This window comes from Gemmatimonadaceae bacterium, from assembly GCA_036504815.1.
GTDB lineage: Bacteria > Gemmatimonadota > Gemmatimonadetes > Gemmatimonadales > Gemmatimonadaceae > PNKL01.
Map to the genome: position 1 here is coordinate 556,613 of DASXUN010000021.1, position 24,400 is coordinate 581,012.

At 68.3% G+C, this 24,400-nt stretch carries 17 protein-coding genes; 10 read left to right on the top strand and 7 right to left on the bottom strand.

All coding sequences use genetic code 11. The features are described from left to right. Nucleotides 1–15 precede the first annotated feature (15 nt). The 3 genes from VGJ96_12075 to VGJ96_12085 all read left to right on the top strand — a co-directional run bounded on the left by VGJ96_12075 (nucleotide 16) and on the right by VGJ96_12085 (nucleotide 5,120). Nucleotides 16–1,251 (top strand): RagB/SusD family nutrient uptake outer membrane protein, encoded by a 1,236-nt coding sequence (locus VGJ96_12075; protein HEY3287845.1) that lies wholly within the window; start codon nucleotides 16–18, stop codon nucleotides 1,249–1,251. Nucleotides 1,252–1,426: 175 nt separating this feature from the next. Continuing rightward, on the top strand, nucleotides 1,427–4,030 hold the full coding sequence (locus VGJ96_12080) for a fused MFS/spermidine synthase (GenBank protein HEY3287846.1): 2,604 nt from the start codon (nucleotides 1,427–1,429) through the stop codon (nucleotides 4,028–4,030). Between the two features lie 37 nt (nucleotides 4,031–4,067). Next, nucleotides 4,068–5,120 carry an NAD(P)-dependent alcohol dehydrogenase gene (locus VGJ96_12085; protein HEY3287847.1) on the top strand — a complete coding sequence of 351 codons (1,053 nt, stop codon included), beginning with the start codon at nucleotides 4,068–4,070 and terminating at the stop codon, nucleotides 5,118–5,120. Between the two features lie 115 nt (nucleotides 5,121–5,235). Here the strand turns inward: VGJ96_12085 and VGJ96_12090 are convergent, their stop codons facing one another. The 3 genes from VGJ96_12090 to VGJ96_12100 form a co-directional block, all read right to left on the bottom strand. Beyond that, nucleotides 5,236–7,572, bottom strand: a complete 2,337-nt coding sequence (locus VGJ96_12090) for a TonB-dependent receptor (GenBank protein HEY3287848.1) — start codon at nucleotides 7,570–7,572, stop codon at nucleotides 5,236–5,238. Nucleotides 7,573–7,924: 352 nt separating this feature from the next. Then, entirely contained in the window at nucleotides 7,925–9,010 is a 1,086-nt protein-coding gene (queG, locus tag VGJ96_12095; protein ID HEY3287849.1) for a tRNA epoxyqueuosine(34) reductase QueG, read from the bottom strand. Continuing rightward, complete coding sequence (locus tag VGJ96_12100; GenBank protein HEY3287850.1) at nucleotides 9,007–9,255, bottom strand: hypothetical protein; 249 nt, start codon at nucleotides 9,253–9,255, stop codon at nucleotides 9,007–9,009. Before VGJ96_12100 ends, queG begins: the two co-directional genes overlap by 4 nt. Before the next feature lie 170 nt (nucleotides 9,256–9,425). Here VGJ96_12100 and VGJ96_12105 point away from each other — a divergent pair, with 170 nt between their 5' ends. After that, entirely contained in the window at nucleotides 9,426–10,733 is a 1,308-nt protein-coding gene (locus tag VGJ96_12105; GenBank protein HEY3287851.1) for a lysophospholipid acyltransferase family protein, read from the top strand. A 5-nt stretch (nucleotides 10,734–10,738) separates the two neighbouring features. On the opposite strand, the gene VGJ96_12110 is transcribed toward VGJ96_12105, so the two are convergent. Then, a complete protein-coding gene (locus VGJ96_12110; protein HEY3287852.1) occupies nucleotides 10,739–12,268 on the bottom strand; it encodes an alkaline phosphatase family protein in 1,530 nt (509 codons plus the stop codon). Between VGJ96_12110 and VGJ96_12115 the strand changes: the two genes are divergently transcribed. Then, nucleotides 12,258–13,199 (top strand): TIGR00730 family Rossman fold protein, encoded by a 942-nt coding sequence (locus VGJ96_12115; GenBank protein ID HEY3287853.1) that lies wholly within the window; start codon nucleotides 12,258–12,260, stop codon nucleotides 13,197–13,199. The two genes, VGJ96_12110 and VGJ96_12115, sit on opposite strands and share 11 nt — an antisense overlap. 19 nt (nucleotides 13,200–13,218) lie before the next feature. Beyond that, complete coding sequence (speY, locus tag VGJ96_12120) at nucleotides 13,219–14,442, top strand: deoxyhypusine synthase (GenBank protein ID HEY3287854.1); 1,224 nt, start codon at nucleotides 13,219–13,221, stop codon at nucleotides 14,440–14,442. Between the two features lie 69 nt (nucleotides 14,443–14,511). On the opposite strand, the gene VGJ96_12125 is transcribed toward speY, so the two are convergent. Continuing rightward, nucleotides 14,512–15,042, bottom strand: coding sequence for a DUF4142 domain-containing protein (locus VGJ96_12125; GenBank protein ID HEY3287855.1), 531 nt, complete (start codon nucleotides 15,040–15,042; stop codon nucleotides 14,512–14,514). A 465-nt stretch (nucleotides 15,043–15,507) separates the two neighbouring features. Here VGJ96_12125 and VGJ96_12130 point away from each other — a divergent pair, with 465 nt between their 5' ends. Further along, nucleotides 15,508–15,975 (top strand): GreA/GreB family elongation factor, encoded by a 468-nt coding sequence (locus tag VGJ96_12130; GenBank protein HEY3287856.1) that lies wholly within the window; start codon nucleotides 15,508–15,510, stop codon nucleotides 15,973–15,975. Here VGJ96_12130 and VGJ96_12135 read toward each other — a convergent pair. Continuing rightward, on the bottom strand, nucleotides 15,972–17,201 hold the full coding sequence (locus tag VGJ96_12135; GenBank protein HEY3287857.1) for a sialidase family protein: 1,230 nt from the start codon (nucleotides 17,199–17,201) through the stop codon (nucleotides 15,972–15,974). The genes VGJ96_12130 and VGJ96_12135 overlap by 4 nt on opposite strands. Nucleotides 17,202–17,235: 34 nt before the next feature. Further along, the gene (locus VGJ96_12140; GenBank protein HEY3287858.1) at nucleotides 17,236–18,873 is read right to left on the bottom strand and encodes a glycerol-3-phosphate dehydrogenase/oxidase; all 1,638 of its coding nucleotides are present in this window, start codon (nucleotides 18,871–18,873) and stop codon (nucleotides 17,236–17,238) included. 299 nt (nucleotides 18,874–19,172) lie between these two features. On the opposite strand from VGJ96_12140, the gene fadI reads away from it, so the two are divergent. The 3 genes from fadI to VGJ96_12155 are packed head-to-tail and all read left to right on the top strand — an operon-like array spanning nucleotide 19,173 to nucleotide 24,394. Continuing rightward, entirely contained in the window at nucleotides 19,173–20,468 is a 1,296-nt protein-coding gene (gene fadI, locus VGJ96_12145; protein HEY3287859.1) for an acetyl-CoA C-acyltransferase FadI, read from the top strand. A gap of 42 nt (nucleotides 20,469–20,510) precedes the next feature. Next, on the top strand, nucleotides 20,511–22,661 hold the full coding sequence (fadJ, locus tag VGJ96_12150; protein ID HEY3287860.1) for a fatty acid oxidation complex subunit alpha FadJ: 2,151 nt from the start codon (nucleotides 20,511–20,513) through the stop codon (nucleotides 22,659–22,661). Next, nucleotides 22,658–24,394 (top strand): M14 family metallopeptidase, encoded by a 1,737-nt coding sequence (locus VGJ96_12155; protein HEY3287861.1) that lies wholly within the window; start codon nucleotides 22,658–22,660, stop codon nucleotides 24,392–24,394. Before fadJ ends, VGJ96_12155 begins: the two co-directional genes overlap by 4 nt. Nucleotides 24,395–24,400: the final 6 nt, after the last annotated feature.

A 24,400-nucleotide genomic window follows, 5' to 3' on the forward strand; every position in this document is an offset into this window, starting at 1 on the left:
CGCGAGGATATCACGATGAAGACCAAGAGAGTTCTCCTGGTTGCCCTCGCCGGCGTGCTTTCGTCGGTTGGGTGCAACGGGTTCCTGGAAGTGACCAATCCGGGTCCGATCAACGACTCGGCCCTCTATACGCCGGACGCCGTGCCGAGCCTCGTGGTCGGCATGTCGTCGGACTACTCCAATATCCTCGACGAGATCACCCGCATCACGTCGATCGCGGGCGACGAGAGCGGACACGGCGGCAGCTACACGTCGGAACAGATCTGGGTGAAAGGCGTGATCCGGCCCGAGGACGTGAACGGCCTCTGGGCAGGGATGCACCAGGTCCGGTTCGAATCCGAATCAGGCGTGGCCCGCATCAAGGCGATGACGGGCTTCAGCTACGACAACAGCGCGCTGTCCGCGCGCGCCAACATGTTTGCGGGGTTCGCCAACCGGCAGCTCGGAGAGACCTCGTGCGAGGCGGTGTTCGACAACGGGCCGGCGCAGGACTACAAGACCTTCTTCGCGCGCGCCGAGACGTACTTCACCGAGGCGATTCGCATTGCCCAGGCGGCGGGAGCGAGCGCGACGGACGTGCTGAACGCCTCGTACGCGGGCCGCGCCGCCGTGCGCGTGTCGCAGGGGAACTGGAGCGGCGCCGTGGCCGACGCGGCGCTCGTGCCGTCGAACTTCGTGTACCTGGCGTACTACTCCACCGGCTCGACGCGCGAGAACAATTCGCTGGTGCAGGAGACCTACGTGCGACGCGAGTTCTCCGTCTACGGCTCGCAGTGGGCGCAGGTGTTCAAGGATCCGCGCGTGCCGTGGGATACCATCAAGACGTCCTCCGGGTCGATCCAGAAGGCGCAGGACGGGCTCACCCCGTTCTTCCGGCAGGCGAAGTACAAGGACCTCGGCTCCGACATCCCGATCACCAAGGGGGCCGAGATGCTGATGATCCGCGCCGAGAATGCGCTGCGCGGCGGCGACATTGCCGGTGCGTTCGGCTTCATCAACCAGCAGCGGGCCGTCTACGCGCTCGCGCCGCTCACCGCTCCGGCCGACGTGGCGACCGCGTGGACGACGCTGGAGAAGGAGAAGGGAGCCGTGCTCTGGCTTGAGGGGCGACGCCTGGGTGACCTGCGGCGCTGGAATGCGGAAACCGGTCCGGCGAAGAACACGTTCCTGGATAGCCGGGACAAGTGCATCCCGATCAGCCTGAACGAACTCCAGACCAACCCGAACCTGCGCGGACGGACAACCCCTTGAACCGGCGCTGACCGGAGCGGTCGCGCCTCCCCTCGTGCAGCCTTCCGCGCGAGGGGAGGCGTGCATCTGGGCGGCTTGCACCGCGCGACGCGATCGGTTGCTGTGCTTCGCGGCGCGGCGCATGTTCCCTGCGGCCGCGAACCGATTTCCATCCCGAATGTACCGGTGAGGCGACTTGGGACTCTCGACTGAGCGCGGCATCCGCCCGATCGTCCTGACGCTGTTCTTCCTGTCGGGCGCGTGCGGCCTGGTGTACGAAATCGTCTGGATGCGGATGCTCACGCTCGTGTTTGGCGCCACCGCGCTGGCCACGAGCGTCATTCTCGCCGTGTTCTTCGCCGGGCTGGCCCTCGGCAGCTTCCTGTTCGGCAAGGCCGCCGACCGGAGCCGCAACCCGCTGGCGCTCTACGCGGCCCTGGAGGCCGGGGTCGGGCTCTTCGCCGTTCTGATGCCGCTCCTGCTCACCGGTGTCACAGCTGCCTACGTCGCGCTGGCACGCCGCGTCGACCTGAGCTTCTATCCGCTGAGCCTGGTGCGACTCGTCCTGTCAACGGCGGTGCTCATCGTTCCCGCGACGCTGATGGGCGGGACGCTCCCGGTGATCGTGAAGTGCCTCGCGCGGAGCATGGATCGGCTGGGACTCGACGTCGGCCGGCTCTATGCCCTCAACACGCTGGGCGGCGTCGTCGGCGCGCTCGCGAGCGGATTCTTCCTCATCCTGCTGCTCGGCGTCCGCGAAACCGCGTACCTCGCCGGTGTGGTGAACCTGCTCGTCGCCGGCATTGCCTTCACCCTCAGTCGTGAGATGACTTCGTCATCCGTCACACCGTCGCCGGGCGATGAGCCGTCGGTGACGCGGACGGTTCACGACGTCGCCAGCCAGGGACTCTCACCGTCGCTGGCTCGCCTCCTGCTCTGGTCCATCGGCGTCTCCGGGGCCGCCGCGCTGGCGCTCGAGGTGCTGTGGACGCGGGCGCTGGTCTATTACCTGGACAACTCCACGCACGCGTTCACCACGGTGTTGACGGCGTTCCTGCTGGGCATCGCGCTCGGCAGCGCGGTGGTGGCGCAGTTCGCGGATCGGCGGCTGCGCCCGATCATGGTGTTTGGCGTCGTGGAGCTGCTGATCGGCATCACGGCCCTGCTCGCCATTCCCATCCTGGCCGCGTCCACCCCCGTGCTCACGGGCATGGAAGGACAGGCCGTGGACGCCATGCTCTGGTGGAAATGGAGCGGGCTACGATTCGTTCGCAGCCTGGCGGTCATGCTGGTGCCCACCGTGCTCATGGGCATGACGGTGCCGCTCGTCGTGAAGATCCTCGCCGCGCACCTGTCCCGCCTCGGCGGATCACTTGGCCGCGTGTACTCCGCCAACACCATTGGTGGAGTCATCGGGTCGGTCGTCGCGGGTTTCGTGCTCATTCCCATGCTCGGCGTGAGTGGCGGAATCTTCGCCGTCGCGACGGCGAGCACGGCACTGGGTCTCGTGGTGCTGCTGGCCGACCCCGTCGTGCAGGGCCGGCGCCGTGCGCGCGCGATGATCGGCGCGGGGGGCGGGCTCGTCTTCGTCGTGCTCTCCCAACTGAGCGCGCACCGCCTGGTCCTGGCTTCGTATCGCGAGCGAGCCGACGGGACCGGAGTCCTGTTCTATCAGGAGGGGATCGGCTCGACGGTGAAGGTCTTTCGCGACAAGCGAGGCGACAAGGTGCTGAGCATCGACGGCTTCCCGGTCGCCGGGACGACACCGGGGATGCGCGACGCGCAGGAGACGCTGGGCAATTACCCGATGCTGCTCAGCGCGGTGCCGTCGCCGCGCGTGAACCTGATTGGTTTCGGGGCCGGCGGCGCGTCGTGGGAGGCGCTGCAGTACGACGTGTCGGCGGTGGACTGCGTGGAACTGGTGCAGGGCGTCATCGACGCGTCGCCCTGGTTTGCCGAGGTGAATCACGACGTCGTGCAACGACCTGAGTACCGCCTCATCATGAACGACGGGCGGAATTACGCCCTGATGACGGACCAGCGGTACGATGTCATCTCGGTGGATGCCACGTCGCCCAAGATGGCCGGCAACGGGAGCCTCTACACGCTGGAGTTCTATCAGCTGCTGGAGAGGCGCCTGTCGGAGGATGGCGTGGCCGTGCAGTGGCTGCCGTTCCACCTGCTGTCGGACGCCGAGATGAAGATGACGGCGCAGACCTTCATGCAGGTCTTCCCGCACACGACGCTATGGCTGTCGCCGCTCAAGTTCCACGGCCTGCTCGTGGGTTCGCGCAAGCCGCTGCAGATCGATGTGCAGGCCCTGCGGCGCAAGCTGCAGCGGCCGGGGGTCCGGCAGGAGATGGCCACGGTGGACGCAACGGAGCCGCTCGATTTCCTGTCGGGCTTCGTGATGGGCGAAGCCGACCTGCGGCGGTACGTGGGCAGCGCGAAACTGAACACGGACAACCGTCCGTACCTCGAGTTCACGCCGGCCTGGTCATTCTTCCTCGGCCAGCGATACGGGCTCGGCAATCTGACCGTCTTCCAGGCAATGCGAACGAGCGTCGCGCCGCTGCTGACCAACCAGGGAGCCACACCGTCGGCGGCCGCGGCCATGGCCGACAGCGTGGAGCGCCGGTATCAGGCGACGCAGCACAGCTTCAAGGGCGACATCTACTATGCGCTTGGCATGACGGACAAGGCGTGGGCCGAGTGGCGCTCGGCGAGCGCCATCGATCCGGGCGACAAGAGTACCAGGCGAGCGATCGAGCGGGCGAGCGGGCCGGCCTGGACGAGATGACAGGAGTTATTCTTCGTCCATCTACCCGGAGCAGACAATGACCATCAAGGCCTACGGCGCCCACGCCGCCGACAAGCCACTCGAAGCGCTCAACATCGAGCGCCGCATCCCCGGCGCGCACGACGTCCAGATCGACATCGCGTACTGCGGCATCTGCCACTCGGACCTCCACACCGTGCGCGCGGAGTGGCCCGGCACCCTCTATCCCTGCGTTCCCGGTCACGAAATCGTGGGGCACGTGAGCGCCGTCGGCGCGAAGGTGACCCGTTTCAAGGTTGGCGAGACGGTCGGCGTTGGATGCATGGTGGACAGCTGCGGGCACTGCGGCTCCTGCAAGGAGGGACTCGAGCAGTTCTGCGAGAGCGGCATGGTCGGCACCTACAACGGCCCGACGCCCGACGCGCCCGGGCACACGCTGGGCGGGTACTCGCAGCGCATCGTGGTGAAGGACGATTTCGTGCTGCGCATCACGCACGCGCCCGAGCAGCTGGCCGCAGTGGCCCCGCTCCTCTGCGCCGGCATCACCACCTTCTCGCCGCTGCGCCACTGGAAGGCCGGTCCGGGCAGGAAGGTGGGAATCGTTGGCATCGGCGGGCTGGGGCACATGGGCGTGAAGCTCGCGCACGCGATGGGGGCGCACACCGTGGCCTTCACGTCAAGCGACCGCAAGCGCGACGCCGGCAAGGCGCTGGGAGCTGACGAGGTGGTCGTCTCGACGAACGCCGCCGAACTGGCAACGCACGCCGGGAGCTTCGACCTCATCATCGACACGGTCTCGGCGAGTCATTCGCTCGACACGTACATCAGCCTGCTCAAGCGCGATGGAACGCTCGTGCTGGTGGGTGGGCCGGCGCGTCCGCACCCGACGCCAAACTACACGTCCCTCGTGATGAAGCGCCGCGCACTTGCCGGGTCGCTGATCGGCGGCATCGCCGAGACGCAGGAGATGCTCGACTTCTGCGCGGCGCGCGGGATCGTCTCGGACATCGAACTCATCCCCGCGCAGCAGCTCAACGAGGCCTACGAGCGGATGCTGAAGAGCGACGTGAAGTACCGCTTCGTGATCGACAGCGCGACGCTCGCGAAGTGACGGAAGGGTCGCGGCGCGCCGTCAGGGTGCGCCGCGGTCGTTCCGCACCGCTTCTGCATCATCAAGAACACGCGACTGCGTGGTACGCCTGGCGAGGAAAGGGCGAACGAACCACTCACTTGCCAGGTCCCACCCGCGTCGTGACGCCGAGATAGATGCTTCGGCCAAGGCCCGGGAGCAGGCCCGGACCCGGGTACTCCGCCGTGCGCTTCGTGAAGTAGTGCAGGTTCGCGAGGTTGTTGACGCCGCCGGTCAGGACAATCCGCGGCGCAAGCCGCCACCGCAACGAAAGATCAAGCACTGTGTACGCGGGCACGAATCCCGTTGCGCCATCCTCCACCGACGACGCCACCGAGTTGTTCGCGTCGCCAAACGAATCGCCCGTGTGGCTGGCCTGCACCGTCATCGCCAGCGGACCGCGGGCCCAGCTCACACCAAGCCGCTCGACCACCCGCGGCGCCTGCTCGACGCGATTCCCGCGGAACTCGCCGGTGAGATACCTCGCGTCGACGTACGCGAATGAGTTGAACAGGTCAATCGTGCCAAGCGCTGCACGGAATCGCGGCGCGAGCAAAGTCAGCAGGTCAATCTCGACGTACGATTCGACGCCCTGGTGCCGACTGTTGCCGATGTTCGCGATTTCGAGCGACGCATCGGGACCACTGCCCACGGATCGCGTCCCGGCGCGGTCTCGGTACTGCAGGTAGAAGCCCGAGACGTCGAACTTGAACGACGGCCCCGCCGTGCCGCGCCATCCAAGGTCGGCATTGTACCCACGCGATGACCGCAGCCCGGGATCGACCGTCGCGATGCTCCCAAATGGCGTCTGCGACGCGTAGAGAATCGGGCGATACGCTTCGCTGACATTCGCGTACGCCGAAGTGGACGAGCCGATGAGGTACTCTGCCCCCGCGCCCACGAGCGGGTACGCGATGGTACGCGGCGTGAATGTCGAGGCGACCTCCGTGTAGCCCTCCGCGCTTGATCGGAGGTATTCGAGGCGCACGCCGGGAGTCACCGACAGGCGCGCCGACAGATGCACGAGATCCTCGGCGTACACCGCCGCGTTCACCGACCGGAACCGCAGGGCGCGTTCCCACGTGCCGCCGTAGAGCCGCATGTCGAAATCGCTGCCCGTCGACGCGGGGCCGCCCTCGAAGCGCCGCAGGCTGTTGGCGCCGAAGCGCACGCCCATCGCGAGTGTCTGGTGCGGACCAAACGTCGCGTGGTTCACGTGCAGTCGCGACTCGAGCGCAACGTTCGCAAAGCGCTCACGCTCGGCCTCGCGGGGAACGAACGAGCCGGTTGCCGGGTCGATCGCGTCCGCCGCCGCCGCCCCGCCGTCCTCGTTGCGCCAGACCAGATGCCGATCGCTCGACTGAACGGAGAGCGTGGTCTCGAGTCCGACGTCCGACGTCGGCTCGTAGCGCAACTTGATCGCGGCGACGTTCCATGGACTGGCGAGCCAGTTGCGCGCACGGAACGACTGCCTCGGCCCCTCGGCGAACTGTTCATCCGACAGTCCCCCGGGCATGTGAATGCGGTTGCGCGATGCCGTGAGTTCGAGATCCATGGACACGCGGTCCGATGCCCGGTACGTCGCGCCGAGGAACCCGGTTGTCTGCCGCACGTCGGAGTTGGGGCGCCAGCCGGCATCGACGCGTCCGTGCAGGAAGCCATAGTACGCCCAGCGCCGCGTGCCGCCAGCGACCGAGTTGAACGAGTTGAGGAATCCAGCGCCGCCGGCGGTCTGTCCGAACACGAAGGTCGGCGCCGCGCCCGCGGTGCCGCGCTTCGTCACGTAGTTCACGACGCCGCCGAACTGGGGCCCGTGGGACAGCGACGCCGCCCCCCGAATGACTTCGATGCGGTCGAGCGCCTCGGCGGGAGGCGTATAGTACGTCTCGGGATAACCGAACAGGTCAGCGGCAATGCTCACGCCATTCTGCCTCGTGTTCACTTCCTGCGACTGCGTGGGATTGAGGCCGCGGAAGCCGATGCCGTTCGACGGAAAGCCCGCGCCCTGCGTCTCGGAGAAATGCGCCCCCGGAATGCGCCCGAGGATCTGGCGTTCCACATCCTGCGCGAGGTTGGCGTGCAGGCTGTCCATCACGATCACCTCGGACTTCTTGCCGGACAGGATCACTCCGTCGTGCACGTAGGGCAGGTGCCCAATGACGTGCAACGGGCGTGCGGCCGCAATCCGCACCGCCGCGAGGCGCGTCGGGCCTTCGTCGAGTGCGAACACGATGCTCACCGCCGAGTCCGCCACGACGGTCACCTCACGCTGAAGTGCGGCCCGTCCCGGCACCTGCAGGCGCAGGCTGTAGCGGCTGGCAGGAACATGCGTCAGCGCGAACCGTCCCCCGCTGTCCGTGGTGGTCTGGTAGTCCGTGCCAGCGAGGGAGACGAGAAGCCCGAATCGCTCCTGGGCGCTGCCCGCGACCACCATTCCGCGAATGAGGCCAGTTTGAGCAAGGAGATTCGGCGTCCACGGTGCCAGGGCAAGACAGGCAATCGTTCCGGCGAGGCGGAAGAATGTTCGAGCACAGGCCCGTGAAGATGACATAAGCTCCATTGCTACTTACAGTTAGCGAGATAACCGTACATGAGAATAACTCTCAGGGGGACGCACGTTATCTAATCCGATAAATACCCTCGGGAAATCGGGAGTTCCACTTACGTGGAGTTGCGGATGCAGCGTCCAGGAGATGGAACCAAGGAAATCGTGGTCATAGCCACCTCGGTGGCATCCGCCCGATGTGATCTGCAGTTCCATAGGACTAACGCCGCCCAGACGCCTGCTAGTCTTTGGGAACTCCACGGCGGCGGCGAATAGCGGCGAGGTCATCCGGTGAGGACAGCCTGGCCAGGGCGTCGACGGCCGCGAAACGGACCAGCGGTTCGTCGTCTTCCTGGGCAACTGTGAGCGCCGATACATCGGCCGCAGTACCCGCGTTTGCGAGCACCGCACAGGCGTTGCGCTTGAGCCCGGACAGCTTGGCGCGCGACAGGGGGGTGTGCTTGAGTTCCGCCGTGAACTCGGCCGGGGTCATCGCCAGGAACGCGCGCGCCAATTCCCGGGCGTCGGGCGAAACCAGCCGCTCCAGGGGAGAAAAGGCCGATTCGGTCGCCCCGGCGGAGAACTTACGGTTATACGGACACACCTCCTGGCACACATCGCACCCAAACAGGTGCTCGCCCACCATCGCCGACTGCTCGGGCGTATGGGGCCCCTTGAGTTCGATGGTCAGGTACGAGATGCACCGTCGCGCGTCGAGCACACGGGGCTCCGCGAACGCCTGCGTCGGGCACGCATCGAGGCAGCGAGTGCACGTGCCGCAATGATCGGTCGCGAACGGCTGGTCTGCCGTGAGCGGCACGTCGAGGAGGAGCGCGCCGATGAAAAAGAAGGAGCCGAGTTTGGGGTGGATGAGCAGCGTATTCTTGCCGAACCAGCCCAGTCCGGCGCGGCGTGCGAGGTCGCGCTCCAGCACGGGGCCGCTGTCCACAAACGACCGGCCCTTCACATCGGGTAGCTCAGTACGCACCCACTCGAGCAGCGCGTCGAGCTTGTCCCACATCACGCGATGGTAGTCGGCAAACCGCGCGTAGCGGGCAATGGGACCGTCGGGCTGTGTGCCGCCGTAGTTCAGCGCAACGACGAGCGCACTGATCATGCCATCCACCGGGCGCCGGGCGTCGCGGCGCAACTCGGCGCCACGCTCGAGATATCCCATCTCGCCGTGGTATCCTGCCGCGAGCCACGCGTCGAAATGCGCGACCGTGTGGGGCGTCCCCAACCGGGTGATGCCGGCGAGATCAAAGCCCGCCGCGCGGGCCTGCGTCTTGAGGCGGTCTTCGAAGCCGGCGGGAACCGGCTGGCTCACGGAAAGCGCCGCGCCCAGCGAGCGTAGCGCAGGATGTCCGCGACCGGCGGAATGGCGTCCTCATTTCCGTAGGCCGTGTACATCCGCCAGCGCAGGTACTCGCGGTCGGGCCACGGGATGAACGGGAACCGCGCCCACCACCGCCGCCGGCGATAGCGCCACCACAGCACCGTCAAGTCAGCCGCCACGCGCGGGTTGGCGAGCGCGCGGAGCTTGAGGGCGAGGAGCAGACGGAGCCATGCCATGAAGGGAAAGATGGTGCGGGCGGCTGGGAGATGGCAGATGGCAGATGGCCGATGGCCGAATCGGTTCCGCCGCGTAGGGAGGCACTTCCTGCCGCTCCGCCGCGCCCGTAACGTCCATCGTTCGCCTCCGCCATCTGCCTTCCGCCGTCCGCCATCACTACCTCTGACACATGGCCATCCGCGGCCTGATGCCCTTCATCTCGCGCCTCGCGACGCGCGGCTACTACCGCTTCTCGGTAGGCGGCGCGCGCGTTCCCGCGGATGGGCCAGTGCTGATCGTCGCGAACCACAACAACAGCCTGATGGACCCGGCCTTCGTGACCGTGGCGGCCGGTCGTGAGGTGCGCTTTCTCGCCAAGTCGACGCTCTTCACGCATCCGCAGATTGGCTGGCTGGTGAAGCTGGTGGGCTCCATTCCGGTCTATCGTGCCCAGGACGACCCGAAGCTCCTCGGGCAGAACCGCGACATCTTCGTAGCCGTGCATGCGGCCCTCGCCGACGGCGCGGCGGTCGGCATCTTCCCAGAGGGGACGAGCCACTCGGGGTCGCGCCTTTCGCCGCTCAAGACCGGTGCCGCACGCATCGCGCTGGGCGCGGCGCGGCGCATCGGTGGCGCGTTTCCGATCATTCCGATTGGACTCGTCTTCCGCGATCGCAACAGCGTGCGCAGCGAGGCGCGCGTCGTCGTCGGCGACGCCTTCGACTGGAGCGACCTCGCCGCGCGCAGTGAGGAGAAGTTCGCGGTGCGCGAACTGACCGCGCGCATTGACGTCGCCATGCGCCGGGTCACGCTGAACCTCGATTCCTGGGAAGACGCGGCCTTGGCGCACGTGGCCGAGCAGATCTGGGCCGCCGAGCACGCCTCGCCGCGTGATTCCGAGGCGACAGTATCGCGACTCGCCCTCATCGCGAACGTGCTGCAGCGCTTCCGGTCGCGCGGCGACGCCGAGTGGCTCTCCACCGCGCGCGAACTGCGCGCGCACGCGCGGATGCTGCAGCGCATGGGACTGTCGCCGCAGGCGCTCAAGGAAGATGTGAGTGCGCCGTCGGCGCTGCTGTGGACGCTCAAGCGGCTGCCGCTGATCGGGCTGATTCCGCTGGCCTCGCTGGCGCTGCTGCTGTACTGGCCACCGCTGGCCGGGGCGCGCTGGTTCGCGAAACACAACAAGGAAGGACCGGATTCGCAATCCACCTACCATGTCCTCGCGCTCGCGCTGCTGAGCACCATCTGGACGATGCTGCTCTGTGGCGTGGCGGCATGGACCTTCGGCTGGCTGGGCGCGCTGGCCGCGTTGGTGCTGCTGCCGACCACCATGACCGGCGCGGCGGTGGTGGCCGAGCGCCGCCGGCTACGCTGGCTCACCGTGCGCCGCTTCTTCGTGCGCCACCTGCATCGCCGGCGCCTCCGGCGCATGCGCGAACGGCAAGCGATGATCGCGGCGCATCTGAACGAGCTGCTCGAGCTGGGGCTACAGTAGAGGCACTACAGGAACGACACCCCGTCCAGTCCCGCCGGCACCGGCAATCCGAGCGCCGCCAGCGCGCTCGGCATCACGTCCGTCGTGCGCCGCGGCGTGCCGGCCACGGGGCGATTGAGCAGGAGCGGCACGTCCATGTGCTCGCGGTGCAGTGCGCCGTGCGACGAGACATGCGGAATGGGTTCATAGCGTCCGCGAAAATCCCAGCCGCGCGACGCCGAGAGGATCATCTCTCCCGCGCGTGACGAGTTTGCGAGCTGGAGGAGCTGCACGAGTGCGTCGGGATAGTCCGTGCCGGCGCATGCGGCGTGCGCCGCCTCGGGTGATGCGGCCTCGATGGGTCCGCCAAGCCCCAGCGGATCGCCCCCGTCGACGGGGACGTACGCGAACCGATCTCCGGTCCGGCGCACCATCGCCCGCCCGCGGCGCGCCCGCGCACGCACTTCGAGCGCGCATGGGCTGTGCGGAAGGACCAGGAGGTCCACCGACGCGCGGTCCAGCAGCCGACTGGCAACGGGCTCCCATCGCGCCGACAGCTCCCGCCAGAACGGCCGCGCGCGCCGGCTCAACTCGAGATAGACGTGGCTCATGGCGTTGCCGCTGACCATCACCGCCACATCCCGTCCGCCGCCGACGGTCCATGGATGGGAGAGCACGCCGAACCCCCACTCGGCGAACAGCCCTGCGAGATCGTCGTGGCACGCCACCGGCGAGTGCCCGTGGTCGCTGACCACCCAGAGGTGCATCGTCGCCCACCGGCCGTCGCGCACGGCGTCGGCGCGGATCGCCGCCGCGGTATCGTCCACGATGCGCATGGCGGCGAGCACGTCGGCATGCGCATGACCCACGGCGTGCGAGGCCTTGTCGATGCCGGGGTGTGCGCAGAGCGCGAAGCGCGGCTGCTCGCGTCGAATGCGCGCCGCCACCATGGCGCCGATCTCGCGGTCGATCACCAGCCAGCCGGGCAGGTCGCCGCGGAAATGTGTCCAGGCCGCGCGCGCCGCGAACGCCCAGCCGAAGCCAAGACGCCGCGTGCTCGTGAGCCCGCGGCCGATGGGTGTCAGCGAGCCGAGGGCATCGGGGACGTGCTCAAACAACGTGCGATGATGCGGCGTCAGGTCGCGGTCGGAATGCCGGGCCTGGATGCCGACGTAACTGCGCGCGAAGTGCGGCCAGTTCCCCGTTGTCCGCGCGCGATCCCACCAACGAATGCCAGGCAGGCCCGCCGTGCCGGGGAAGATCCCGAGCAGGAAGGGGGCATACGCGGGGCCGGTGACCGATGGAAAGGTCGTGGTGACCGTGTGCAGCCCGCCCTCGGCGCGCAACCGGGCGAGCGCCGGCAGGGCGCCGGCGTCCAGGGCGTTTCGCAGGGTGTCGGGGCGGGCACCATCGGCCACGAGGACGACAACGCTCGGGTGGGACGGGTCGCGGCGGATCACGGCGGAAAGTAAACTGCAATCCATGGCGAAACCAAAGAAGAAGACGACACCGCGCAACGCGCGCGGGAAGCCGGTGGACCCGAGCGTGCGTCGCACGGCCGAACACGAGGCGCTGGCCGGGGTGCGCGAACGGCATCAGCTGGGTCATCTGGCCGCGGGGCGAATGCCGCCGGGGGCCCCGGTAGTGACGGCCGCCGAGGCGCGGCGCCTCAACATCGACGACGCCATCCGCGACGCGCGGCCGCTGGTGACCGAGGACCAGAAGCTGCTGAACTTTGCCCCGCGGGCCAGCGACGACTTCACGCGCACCGATCCGTGGCGCGTGATGCGCATCATGGGCGAGGTCATCGAGGGGTTTGACACGCTCGCCAAGGTGGAGCGGGGGGTGACGTTCTTCGGGTCGGCGCGCACGGCGCCGGATGATCCCCAGTACCTCGCCGCCAACGAGACGGCGCGGCTCCTCGCGTCGCAGGGCTTCTCCATCATCACCGGCGCCGGGCCCGGCATCATGGAGGCCGCCAACAAGGGGGCGCAGGAGGGGGGCGGTCACTCGGTCGGGTGCAACATCGAATTGCCGTTCGAACAGGGGTCCAACCCGTACGTCGACACGCTCGTGCAATTCCGGTATTTCTTCGTCCGCAAGACGATGTTCATCAAGTACAGCATCGGGTACGTTATCTTTCCCGGTGGCTTCGGCACGCTCGACGAGCTGTTCGAGGCGTTGACGCTCATCCAGACCGGCAAGATCTCGCAGTTCCCGGTGGTGCTCTTCGGCACGCACTATTGGGCGGGGCTGGTGCGCTGGATGCAGGCGCGCGTGCTGGGCGAGAAGAAGATCTCGCCGAGTGACCTCAACCTGCTGGTGATCACGGACGATCCCACGGAAGCGGCCGACGTGATCAAGGCGGCGTGGGACGCGCAACTGGAGGAGGCCGCCGGCGCGGCACGCGTGGCCCTGGCGGATCAGGTCGAGCGCATGGAGAGGGAAGCGAAGCGGCTGGCGGCGATGGCGCGCCGCGGCATTTAACGACGACCAGTGACCAATCATGCATAAGCGGGATCGCGGCGGCTTCAAGGCCAGCCGACACGGACACACGCCGAATCCGGCGGGTGACAAGTCGAAGCAGAAGAAGGCCGCCGACCGCCGTGAGGCGAAGGGCGCGCCGCAAGCCCCGGCGCGGATGCGGAATCCGTTCCTGCGGGGGGCACGGATCAATCCGCGCGTGCTCGACGGCACCGAGACGGTGGTGCAGCTCGTCGAGGGGACGTTCCAGGCCTACAACAGCGGGCGTCTGCGCGAGGCGTGCCAGCTCTTCACCGAGAAGATGCTGAAGAAGGACGTGACCGTGGGGCTCACGCTCACCGGCGCGCTGACGCCGGCGGGGCTGGGGATGAGCGCGCTGATTCCGCTCATCGAAGCCGGCTTCGTGGACTGGATCATCAGCACGGGCGCCAACCTGTATCACGACGCGCACTTCGGGCTCGGCCTCGCCATGCATCGCGGGACGCCGAACACGAGCGACACGCTGCTGCGCGAGCAGGGGGTCGTGCGCATCTACGACATCTTCTTCGATTACGACGTCCTGCTCAGCACCGACGCGTTCTTCCGGAAGATCCTCCGGGCGCCGGAGTTCCAGCGGCCGATGTCGAGCGCCGAGTTCCACTGGCTGTGCGGCAAGTACATCGCCGGGCGCGAACGGGCGCTGGGAATTGGTAACAAATCGCTACTAAGTGCCGCTTATGCCTGCGGCGTGCCGGTCTACACCAGCTCGCCGGGCGACAGCTCGATCGGGATGAACGTCGCCGCGCTGCAGCTCGAGGGGTACGGGTGCGTCATCGACCCGAGCCGCGACGTGAACGAGACGGCGAGCCTCGTGCTCCACGCCAAGCGGTCGGGCGGCAAGAGCGCTCTCGTGATCATGGGCGGCGGCAGCCCCAAGAATTTCGCGCTCCAGACGGAGCCGCAGATCCAGGAAGTGCTCGGCATCGATGAACGCGGGCACGACTTCTTCCTGCAGGTCACCGACGCGCGCCCCGACACGGGGGGACTGTCCGGCGCCACGCCGGCCGAAGCGGTGAGCTGGGGGAAGATCGACCCCGACCGGCTGCCGGATGCCGTGGTCTGCTACGTTGACTCGACGATCGCGCTGCCGGTGCTCACGAGCTACGCGCTGGCCAAGCGCCGGCCGCGGAAGCTGAAGCGGCTCTACGACAAGCGCGAGAAGCTGATGGCGCGCCTGAAGGCGGAGTTCGACCGGGCGAACCGGTAGCGGAGCGGTGGCAATGCGCGAGGGGAGGCCGTGATGGCCTCCCCTCTGTCGTCCCGCCCGCAACGCGTGTTACGGGATGCGCGTCTTCTGCAGTTCGGTGGCCATGGCGAGATGATTCTCGAACGCCGGCCCGGCCTGCGTGAGGAGTGAGCTCAGGTCCGCGCTCTTCGCGGCCGGGATCCACTCCTTGTTGATGAAGGCCACGAGGTCCTTGTGATACTCGACTTCGTGCCGCACGAACAGCACGTCGAACGCGATGTCGGGCCGCTCGCGCAGCGCCTTGAGGATCTTCGCGTGCTCGGCGGCGCGCGGACTGTCCGAGGAGGTCTTCAGCGTGGTGTTGATCAGCGCCGCGACGTCGCGGGCCAGCTGGTGCGCCATCCCGTGTTCGCTGACCAGGGTCTTGGCGAAGTCGCGCACTTCCTTGGCGTGTCCGCGCTCGGCGGCGAGTTGCGCGCACGCGAGGTCGGCGGTGACAAAGTCATCGAAGCGCGCGAGGATCGCCGCGTCATCGGGCGTGACACCCCGGGACGGCGTTGCGCTCCCCAGCACGGCAAGTGACACGCCCGCGATGGTGGCGAGCAGCTGGATCCGCTTCACAGTACTGATTCCTCCATAATGGACTACGGAATGTCACGATTCCCGGCGCGTGCGCAAGGACTGCGCCGACGTCGAGCGGCGTGGCCGGCGGCGATGCATCGAATCATCCGTTTACAACAAGGCCCTGGCAAAGTTCGAAGTACCTGAGACATCAATGCCGAGGGTCGGCCCGCGATTCGCGGCCTCGCAGGTGCGCCGCGCGAAGCTACGCCGTTGCGTCACCGAGCACGGCGCGCGATTTCCACATCACTCTCGCCACGGGCGATGCGCGTCGATGGCGCCCATGGTGGCCTACATCCAGGCGACAACTGACACATGATGCCTGCATCTATAAGGTTGCCGGCCCCCGATTGCCCCGAGGGTCAACACGGAGTAATTTCCATGCAGACCGATTGCGTACGCATCGAGCGCCCGGCCCGAAAACGGCCGGGCGCAATCCTTTTGTCTTTTCCAGGGTGTCCCCCGATGATCGAAGCCCTCAAAGCGAAGCTTGGCGCCGAGGCCGAGAAGCTCCGGTATGAGCTGAACGTCACGCTCCCGGCGGAAATTCGCCGCGCGGTCGAGATGGGCGACCTCCGCGAGAACAGCGAGTACAAGTCGGCGCTGGAACGGCAGCAGTTCGTGCAGGCGCGCCTGGGCCAGTTGAGTTCACGCCTGTCGAAGCTTTCGACCATCGATCCCAGCCAGATCCCGACCGACAAGGCCGGGTTGGGATCGAAGGTCGTGGTGCAGTGCCAGGAAACCCAGGTGCACGAGACCTATCATCTGGTCTTCGGCGATTCCGAGGAATTCGAGGATGGCCACGTGACGATGATGTCGCCCATTGGCCGTTCGCTGCTGGGGAAGGCGGTGGGCGACCTCGTGACGCTCAAGCTGCCGACCCGCACGCGCAAGCTGAAGGTGGTCGAACTCCAGACGATCCACGACGTCTAGCGGCGTCCATCGAGCTCGATGCGCGCCAGGCGCAGCCGCGCCGGGGCGGCGATGTCGCGCCAGGTGACGAAGACTTTCCGTCCGTCGAGGGTGGCCAGACGCGGAAAGCCGGCTTGCCGTGCGTCGCTTCCGCGATGGACCACGAGTGCCGCCGAGGCGCGTCCGTCGCGCCAGAGCCGGCGTGCGCGGATCTCGGCGGCCCCCTTGCCGGTGTGCTCCATCCACGTGACGAACGCGCTGCTGTCGGCGAGCCATTCGACATCCACCCGGCCGAGGGGTGCCCCGTCATCCACGCGGAATGGCGCACTCCACGTGGCACCGGCATCGCTGCTGAATGCCACCTGCACCTTGGCGGTGTCGCGGGCGTTGGTGAACCAGGCGAGCGCCACGTCGTTCGCGCGCGCGGCGAGCGCCGGACCGTTGACGGGGCAGGCCTTGGTCACCCATCCATCGGTGTGCACGATGGCGGGCGCATGCCAGCGCCCCTGGGCGAGACGCACCACGGCAATGTCGCGTACCTCGTCCGCCGACCGGTCGCGGTAAGCGAACAGCGCGCCGTCCGGGGTGCGGGCGCCCGCCACCTGGCAGCAATCGCAGGTGCGGGTATCGAGCATCGTGTCGCGCCGGACGCGCTGCGACGCGTCGAGCACGCCAAAGGCCAGGCTCATCGCCCCGCTCTCGCCGCCGGTGGCGTGACCGTCGAGCCAGGCGGCGAGCGTCGCGCCGTCGCCCTGCGGCACGAGCGCGACGAAACCATGTTCGCTGGCGCTGGTGTCGCGGTGCAGGCGCTGCGGCGCGCTCCACGTGGCGCCCTGGTCGGCGCTCGACGTGACCCACACGTGATACGAGTACTTGCCGGGTGCCGAGCGCCGGAGGAAGTGCGCGACGAGGCGTCCCTTCGCATCAACCACGACCGATGGAAAGTCGGCCCAGTTGGCGAAAAGCAGGCTGTCGCGCACGACGGTCCGCGGTTCCGACCAGTGGCCCTCACCGAGGCGGTGCGCGACCCGCATGGTCCACACGGAGTCCTGGCTCCGCTCCATCCAACTCATCCAGAGAGTGCCGTCGGCCGACGCCGTGAGAAACGGTGTGGAGGCATCGGTGCCGGTCGTTGGTGTGCTTTCGGCGGCGAGCACGGGCGCGCCAAGGTGGGGACTCGTGTCACGGCATGCGACGCTCAACACGAGCGTCGCGAGGAGCAGTGGGTGGAATCGTAGACTGGTCATGTGGGGGGCGGCAGGCGTGGAGGCGAAGCGGCGGCTAGGGATCGATAGTGAAGATACGAGCGGCGGTGGCGGCGTAGTCGGCGAGCGCGAGGTCGATGCCGCGGTCGGTCCAGCCGAGGCGTGGCGCCATGAGCGCCGCGACGCGCGGGGCCGTCGCAAGCCCGTGGTCACGCGTCTCGAACGCGAGATGGAGGCGTCGCACCAGGACGTCGGCGACGGTGCATGCATGCTCGGCTTCGACCGCATGGACCACTTCGGCCGCGACATACGGAAGATCCGGCGCGAGTCGCGTGGCGAGCGTCGGGTCGTCCTGCGCCCGCGACCAGACGTGGTGCCAGGCGCCGCCGTAGGCGCGCACGAGCCAGGCCGCGATGTCGTCGGCGCCGGCCGCCGCGCGCGCGGCCGCGATCTCCGCGTCGAGGTCGCGCACGTCGCCGCCGGCGAGCGGAAGGCGATCGCGATGCAGGCGGGGCGGGCGGCGCTTCAGCGCCTGGAATGCAGCGTTGACCGTGTCGCGGGCGATGACGCGATAGGTGGTCAGCTTGCCGCCGGTCACCGTGATGATGCCTCCCGGGCCGCGCTCCACCAGGTGTTCGCGTGAGGCGGAGTTGGCGTCGCCCGAATGCGCCGCGGCGGCAAGCGGCCGGATACCCGCCCAGGCGGCGATGACGTCATCGCTGGTAAGCGCCGCCTGGGGGAAGACGCGGTTGGCCGCGCCGAGTAGGTAGGCGACGTCGGCGCGCGTGGCCCGCACCTCATCCGGCGAATCGCGTCCCTCGGTCTCCGTGGTGCCTATCAGCGTGCACGGGCCGGCCGGCAGGACGAACATCACCCGTCCATCCGGCGCGAGCAGGGTGATCGCGCCATGATTACCGACGCGCTCGGCTGGCACGGCGATGTGGGCCCCCTTGCTGCCGAGCACCGCCGGCTGCGCGGCCGGGTTCTCCAGCCGACGCAACACGTCGGTCCAGGGTCCCGTCGCGTTGATGACGCACGCGGCGGCGATGTCGAACGAGCGTCCGCCCAGCCGGTCGGTGACGCGCGCGCCGCTGACGCGGCCCTCGGTCCACAGCAGCGCGCTGACCTCGGCGTGGTTCAGCACCGTGGCGCCGGCGATGGCGGCGTCAAGAATGGTGGACAGCGTCAGTCGCGCGTCGTCGGTGGCGGCGTCGAAGTACTGCATGCCGCCCGTGAGACCATCGCGGGCCAGCATCGGCTCGGCGTCCGTGATGCCGCGCGCCGAGAGTCCGCGGTGCGGGGCTACGTTCCGGAAGAGCGCGAGCAGGTCGTAGAGCAGCAAGCCGGCGCGCAGTTTCCAGCGCGGCAGGCGCGAGCCCTCGTACACCGGCCACGTGAAGCGCAGCGGGCGCACGAGATGCGGGGCAATGCGGAGGAGCACGCGCCGTTCGTGGCAGGCCTCGAAGACGAGGCGCAGGTGCCCGTGCTCGAGATACCGGACGCCGCCGTGCACGAGCCGCGACGACCGGCTCGAGGTGCCACTGGCGAAGTCATCGCGCTCGACGAGGGCGACGTCGAGACCCCGCCGGGCGGCCTCGCGCGCGATGCCCGCGCCGGTGATCCCGCCGCCGACAACGAGCACGTCGAACCGACGCTGACCGAGCCGCACGAACTGCGCCGTGCGCGTGAGGGCGGGGGGAGGGGTGGACGGCATCTCTGCCGAGTCTACCGCGTCGATGCTTGGGCCGTAAGGCGGTGCCTGCGCTGGACTTTTTCACCACGGAGACACGGAGAACTGCCTGAGGGCCACGGAGGAACTGCAACTTCTTGGGGGAACGCGAGCGCCACGCGATAGTCTGCGTGGCGCGATGTCGTTACCCCCAGTTGTAGTAGTTCTCCGTGGCCCTCAAGCAGTCCTCTGTGTCTCCGTGGTGAAAAATCCGGGTTAGGGCAATGAGCCTGCTCTAACCCCCGATAGCCACGGTGGAAAACGCCGCCTAACTTCAATGGTCTATGGCCAGCTTCGGAAACGGCCGCCGCGTCGCGATCATCGAGGGAGTCCGCACCCCGTTCGCGCGCGCCGGCACGACACTCAGGCATCTCAGCGCGATCGACCTCAGCAAGATCGCGGTTGGCGAGCTGATTCAGCGGACAAGCCTCGACCCGGCGAGCGTGGACGTGCTCATCTTTGGCACGGTCATTCCGTCCGTCCTCGCCCCGAACATCGCGCGGGAAGTGGCGCTGATGCCGATCCTCCCCAAGTCGGTGCAGGCGTTCAGCGTCAGCCGGGCGTGCGCATCGGCCAACCAGGCGATCACCGATGCGGCCGACCAGATCGCGCTCGGCCACGCCGACGTGGCGATCGCCGGCGGCGCGGAGTCGCTGAGCAACGTGCCGATCCTCCATTCGCGCGGCTTCAGCGACGCGCTCGTTGCGGCCAGCAAGGCGAAGTCGCTCGGCGGACGTGTGCAGGCGCTGGCGAAGATCCGGCCGAAGGACTTCATCCCGATCACCCCCGCCATCGCGGAACCGACGACCGGCGAGACGATGGGACAGTCGGCCGAGAAGATGGCGAAGCTCAACGGCGTGACGCGCGAGGAGCAGGATGCGCTGGCGCTGGCGTCGCACCTGAACGCCGCGAAGGGAACGCAAGACGGGCGCCTGACCGCAGAGCTGGCGCCCGTTTTCATTCCGCCGAAGTACGAGCAGGTGATGACCGAGGACAATGGCATCCGCAGCGACACGTCGCTCGAACAGCTGGCGGCGCTCCGGCCGGTCTTCGACAAGCGGTACGGGACGGTCACGGCGGGCAACGCCTCGCCGCTCACCGACGGCGGTGGCGCGGTGCTGCTGATGAGCGAGGCAAAGGCGAAGGCGCTGGGATACACGCCCCTCGGCTACATCAAGTCGTACGCGTACGCCGCGCTCGATCCGGGCGAGCAACTGCTGCAGGCGCCAGTGCTGGCGGCGCCGCTCGCGCTGCGGCGCGCGGGACTGACGCTTGGCGACATGGACCTGGTGGAAATGCACGAGGCGTTCGCGGCCCAGGTGCTCAGCAACCTCCGCGGCTTCGAGTCGCGGCACTGGGCCGAGCGGGCCGGCCTGTCGGCGCCGCTGGGCGCGGTGGACCGGAACAGGCTCAACGTGATGGGCGGATCGATTGCCATCGGCCATCCGTTCGGCGCGACGGGCGCGCGCATCACCACCACGCTGGCGCACGAGTTGCGGCGCCGCGGCGGACAGTTCGGCCTGATGACCGTCTGCGCCGCCGGGGGCATGGGCTTCAGCATGGTGATCGAACGTGACTGACGCGACCTGGGTGCACGGGCACTGGACACGGATGGCGGTGGTATGAGCGCACTTTCCGTCACGATGCGCGACGGCGTGGCCGTCGTCACGTTTGACCTGCCGGGCGAACCGGTCAACAAGTTCTCCAAGGCGGTGATCGCCGATTTCGTCGCCGTCTTCGACCAGCTGGAGCGCGATCCCACCGTGGTGGGCGCGGTGCTGATCAGCGGCAAGCCGGACACGTTCATTGCCGGCGCCGACATCGACCAGTTCCTGGAGTTCACGTCGGCGGTCGATGCCGCGGCGCAGAGCGCCGAGGGGCACCGGCTGATGGACCGGCTGGAACACGGCCGCGTGCCGTGGGTGGCGGCGATCAACGGCGCCTGCCTCGGCGGCGGCCTCGAGGCGTCGCTCGCCTGCGCGTATCGCATCGTGGGCGACTCGCCGAAGACGATTCTCGCGCTCCCGGAAGTGCAGCTGGGGCTGATTCCGGGGGCGGGCGGGACGCAGCGGCTCCCGCGCACGGTCGGCCTGCAGGTGGCGCTCGACATGATCCTCACCGGCAAGAACGTGCGCGCCAGGAAGGCGCTGCAGACGGGACTGGCCGACGAGATGGTGCATCCCAACATCCTGCGCGAGGTGGCGATCCGGCGCGCGAAGGACTTGGGAACGGGCAAGATCGCGCGCCGGCGCGACCACAAGACCGACGCCAAGGGGGCGCTGCTCGAGAGCAATCCCGTCGGTCGCGCGGTGGTCTTCCGGCAGGCGCGCGAGATGACGATGAAGAAGTCGCGCGGCCACTATCCGGCGCTGCTTGCGGCGCTCGAGGCGGTGGCGGCGGGATTTCACGGTTCGGTCGCCGACGGCTTCGCCACCGAAGCGCGGCTCTTCGGCGAGATGGCGTTCACGCCGGTGAGCCGCCAGCTGATTTTCCTGTTCTACGCGACGACGTCGCTCAAGAAGGACTCCGGGGTGAGCGGCGAGGCGCCGCCGCCGGCGACGATCGGGAAGATCGGCATCCTCGGGACCGGCTTCATGGGGGCGGGGATCGCCGCCGTGAGCGCGATGCAGGGCGTGCCGGTGCGGTTCAAGGACACCAAGCACGCCGCCGTGGCCAAGGGACTCGCGGCGGTGCGCGACGTGCTGCACGACCGGCTGCGCAAGAAGCAGGTGACGCGCCAGCAGTTCGAGGACCAGCTGTCGCTGGTCAGCGGCACGGTGGACTACACGGGATTTGGTAACGTTCCGCTACTAATTGAAGCCGTCTTCGAGGACCTCGCGGTCAAGCATGCGGTGCTGAAGGAAGCCGAGGCCGTCCTGCCCGCCGGCACGATCTTCGCCACGAACACGAGCACGATTCCGATCCACCAGGTGGCGGCCGCGTCGCGTGACGCGTCGCGGGTGGTGGGGATGCACTTCTTCTCGCCCGTGCACAAGATGCCGCTGCTCGAGGTGATCGTGACGCCGCAGACGGCGCCCGATGTGGTGGCGACGACGGTGGCCTTCGGCCGCCGGCTGGGGAAGACGGTGATCGTGGTGAACGACGCCCCGGGCTTCTACGTGAACCGCATCCTCGCGCCGTACATCAACGAGGCGGGGAAGCTGCTCGATGAAGGCGCGCGCATCGAGGCCATCGACCAGGCGATGCTGGACTACGGGTTCCCCGTCGGGCCCGTGACGCTGCTCGACGAAGTGGGACTCGACATCGCGGGCAAGAGCGGCGCCATCATGGCGGCGGCCTTCGGCGACCGGCTGCAGCCGTCGACGACGCTGGGGAAGGTGCTCGCCGCGGGCCGCCTCGGCCGCAAGGGGAAGAAGGGCTTCTACCTCTATGACGAGAAGGGGAAGAAGGGCGGCGTGGATGCCTCGGTGTATGAACTGATGCCCACGGGGGCAACGCGCACGGCGGGCAACGCGCCGGACATTCAGGAGCGCCTCGCGCTCGCCATGGTGAATGAGGCGGTGCGCTGCGTGGAGGAGGGCATCCTGCGCGCGCCCCGCGATGGCGACATCGGCGCGGTGTTCGGCATCGGCTTCCCGCCTTTCCGCGGCGGGCCGCTGCGGGTGGTCGACACGATCGGCGCCGCCGAGCTGGTGCGACGGCTCGAGGCGCTGAACGCGAAGCACCCGGGGCGGTTCGAACCGGCGCAGCTGCTGCGCGAGATGGCGGCGCGCGGGGCGACGTTCTATCCGACGACGGGGAAGCCGGTATGAGGCGCGAGATGGCGGATGGCGGATGGCGGATGGCGGATGCACGCTCGGCGCGTTTCGACGCGGGGCGCAGATCGCTGACGAGCTTGAGGCATCTCGCCCTGCTCGCTGTCCTTCTGCCATCCGCCATCCGCCCTCTGCCATCGCAATCGTCCCGCCCCGAACGCACCAGCTACAAAGAGACCTCCACCTACGCGGATGTCGTTGCGTTCATCGACTCGCTGCAGGCGAAGGGCGCCCCGATCGTGGTGGGCAGCATCGGGCAGACGACGCAGGGGCGTGAGCTGCCGTTCATCATCGCGTCGCGTCCGCTGGTGCACTCGCCGGCCGAAGCCAAGCGGCTTCTCCGGCCGATCGTTTATGTGCAGGGCAACATCCACGCCGGCGAGGTCGAGGGGAAGGAAGCGCTGCAGGCGCTCGTGCGCGACCTGGTCTTGTCGCCGAAGAAGAACGTGCTCGATTCCATCGTGCTCATTGCGGTGCCGATCTACAATGCCGACGGCAATGAAGTGTTCGGGCCGACGGCGCGGCAGCGCGGGGCGCAGAACGGGCCGGAACTGGTGGGGCAGCGCCCGAACGCGAAGATGCTCGACCTGAACCGCGACTACGTGAAGGCCGAGGCGCCGGAGACGCGCGCCTCGCTGCGGATGTTCAATGCGTGGGATCCCGACCTGTTCGTGGACCTGCATACCACGGACGGGTCGTACCACGGTTATGCGCTGACCTACGCGCCGTCGCTGCATCCGGCTGCCGGCATCCGCGGGGGGACGTTCGGCGGCGCGTTCGTGCGCGACTCGATGCTCCCCACACTGCGCAAGCGCGTGCGGGCCCGGCACCACTACGAGATCTTCGATTACGGCAACTTCACGGGCGACGAGGGGCCGGCCGCGCCGGGCGAGGCGAAGGCGTGGTCCACGTATGACCATCGCGCGCGCTATGGCGTGAACTACTACGCACTGCGCGGCCGCCTGGCGGTGCTCAGCGAAGCCTACTCGCACGATCCGTTCGAGCGGCGCGTGAAGTCCACGTATGCCTTCGTCACGGAACTGCTCTCGCTGACCGCCGAGAAGTCGCGCGCCGTGCTCGCACTGGCGCGGGCCTCCGACGTCGCGCTGAGCGCCGGAAAGGTGGCGGCGGTGCCGGTGCGCGCGGAACTCACGAAGCAGCCCTCGATGCAGCCGGTGATCGAGGAGCTGATCGAGAAGTCCGACGCGCCGCCCACGGAACCCGGCGTGCGCCGCGGCTATCGGCGGACGGGCAAGTTTGTCACCAGCGTGATGCCGGTGCGCGACCGGTTCGACGTCACGCGCACCGCGCCGATGCCGTGGGGGTGGATGGTGACCTCCACCGCCGCCGATACCATTGGCGCGCTGCTGCGCCTGCACGGCGTGCGCGTGACCCGCACGACCGCGCCGGCACAGATCGCGGGTGTGGAGTGTTTTGCCGCCGACTCGATCGTGTCCTCGACGCGCCCCTTCCAGGGGCACCGGGAGACGCGCTTCGAGGGGCGGTGGGTGCCAAGTACGCCCGCCGTGCCGGCTGGCACCCTGCTGGTCCCATCGCGCCAACCGCTGGGCGTGCTGGCGCAGTTGCTGCTGGATCCCAACAGCGACGATGGCTTCGGAACGTGGAATCTCTTCGATGCCGCCGTCGCCCGGCCCGCCGCCCAGGGGGGCGGTGTTCCGGTCTGCCGACTCACGAAGGCGCCGGCCGTGCCGGACCGCCTGCTTCCATAAGATCGC

Bases quoted from the DNA above. Each gene is read 5' to 3' on its own strand.
- fadI (HEY3287859.1), top strand. From the start codon at position 19,173: ATGGCCAGCTTCGGAAACGGCCGCCGCGTCGCGATCATCGAGGGAGTC.
- speY (HEY3287854.1), top strand. From the start codon at position 13,219: ATGCATAAGCGGGATCGCGGCGGCTTCAAGGCCAGCCGACACGGACAC.
- VGJ96_12105 (HEY3287851.1), top strand. From the start codon at position 9,426: ATGGCCATCCGCGGCCTGATGCCCTTCATCTCGCGCCTCGCGACGCGC.
- VGJ96_12130 (HEY3287856.1), top strand. From the start codon at position 15,508: ATGATCGAAGCCCTCAAAGCGAAGCTTGGCGCCGAGGCCGAGAAGCTC.
- fadJ (HEY3287860.1), top strand. From the start codon at position 20,511: ATGAGCGCACTTTCCGTCACGATGCGCGACGGCGTGGCCGTCGTCACG.
- VGJ96_12075 (HEY3287845.1), top strand. From the start codon at position 16: ATGAAGACCAAGAGAGTTCTCCTGGTTGCCCTCGCCGGCGTGCTTTCG.
- VGJ96_12090 (HEY3287848.1), bottom strand. From the start codon at position 7,572: ATGGTGGTCGCGGGCAGCGCCCAGGAGCGATTCGGGCTTCTCGTCTCC.
- VGJ96_12155 (HEY3287861.1), top strand. From the start codon at position 22,658: ATGAGGCGCGAGATGGCGGATGGCGGATGGCGGATGGCGGATGCACGC.
- VGJ96_12140 (HEY3287858.1), bottom strand. From the start codon at position 18,873: ATGCCGTCCACCCCTCCCCCCGCCCTCACGCGCACGGCGCAGTTCGTG.
- VGJ96_12100 (HEY3287850.1), bottom strand. From the start codon at position 9,255: ATGGCATGGCTCCGTCTGCTCCTCGCCCTCAAGCTCCGCGCGCTCGCC.
- VGJ96_12135 (HEY3287857.1), bottom strand. From the start codon at position 17,201: ATGACCAGTCTACGATTCCACCCACTGCTCCTCGCGACGCTCGTGTTG.
- VGJ96_12085 (HEY3287847.1), top strand. From the start codon at position 4,068: ATGACCATCAAGGCCTACGGCGCCCACGCCGCCGACAAGCCACTCGAA.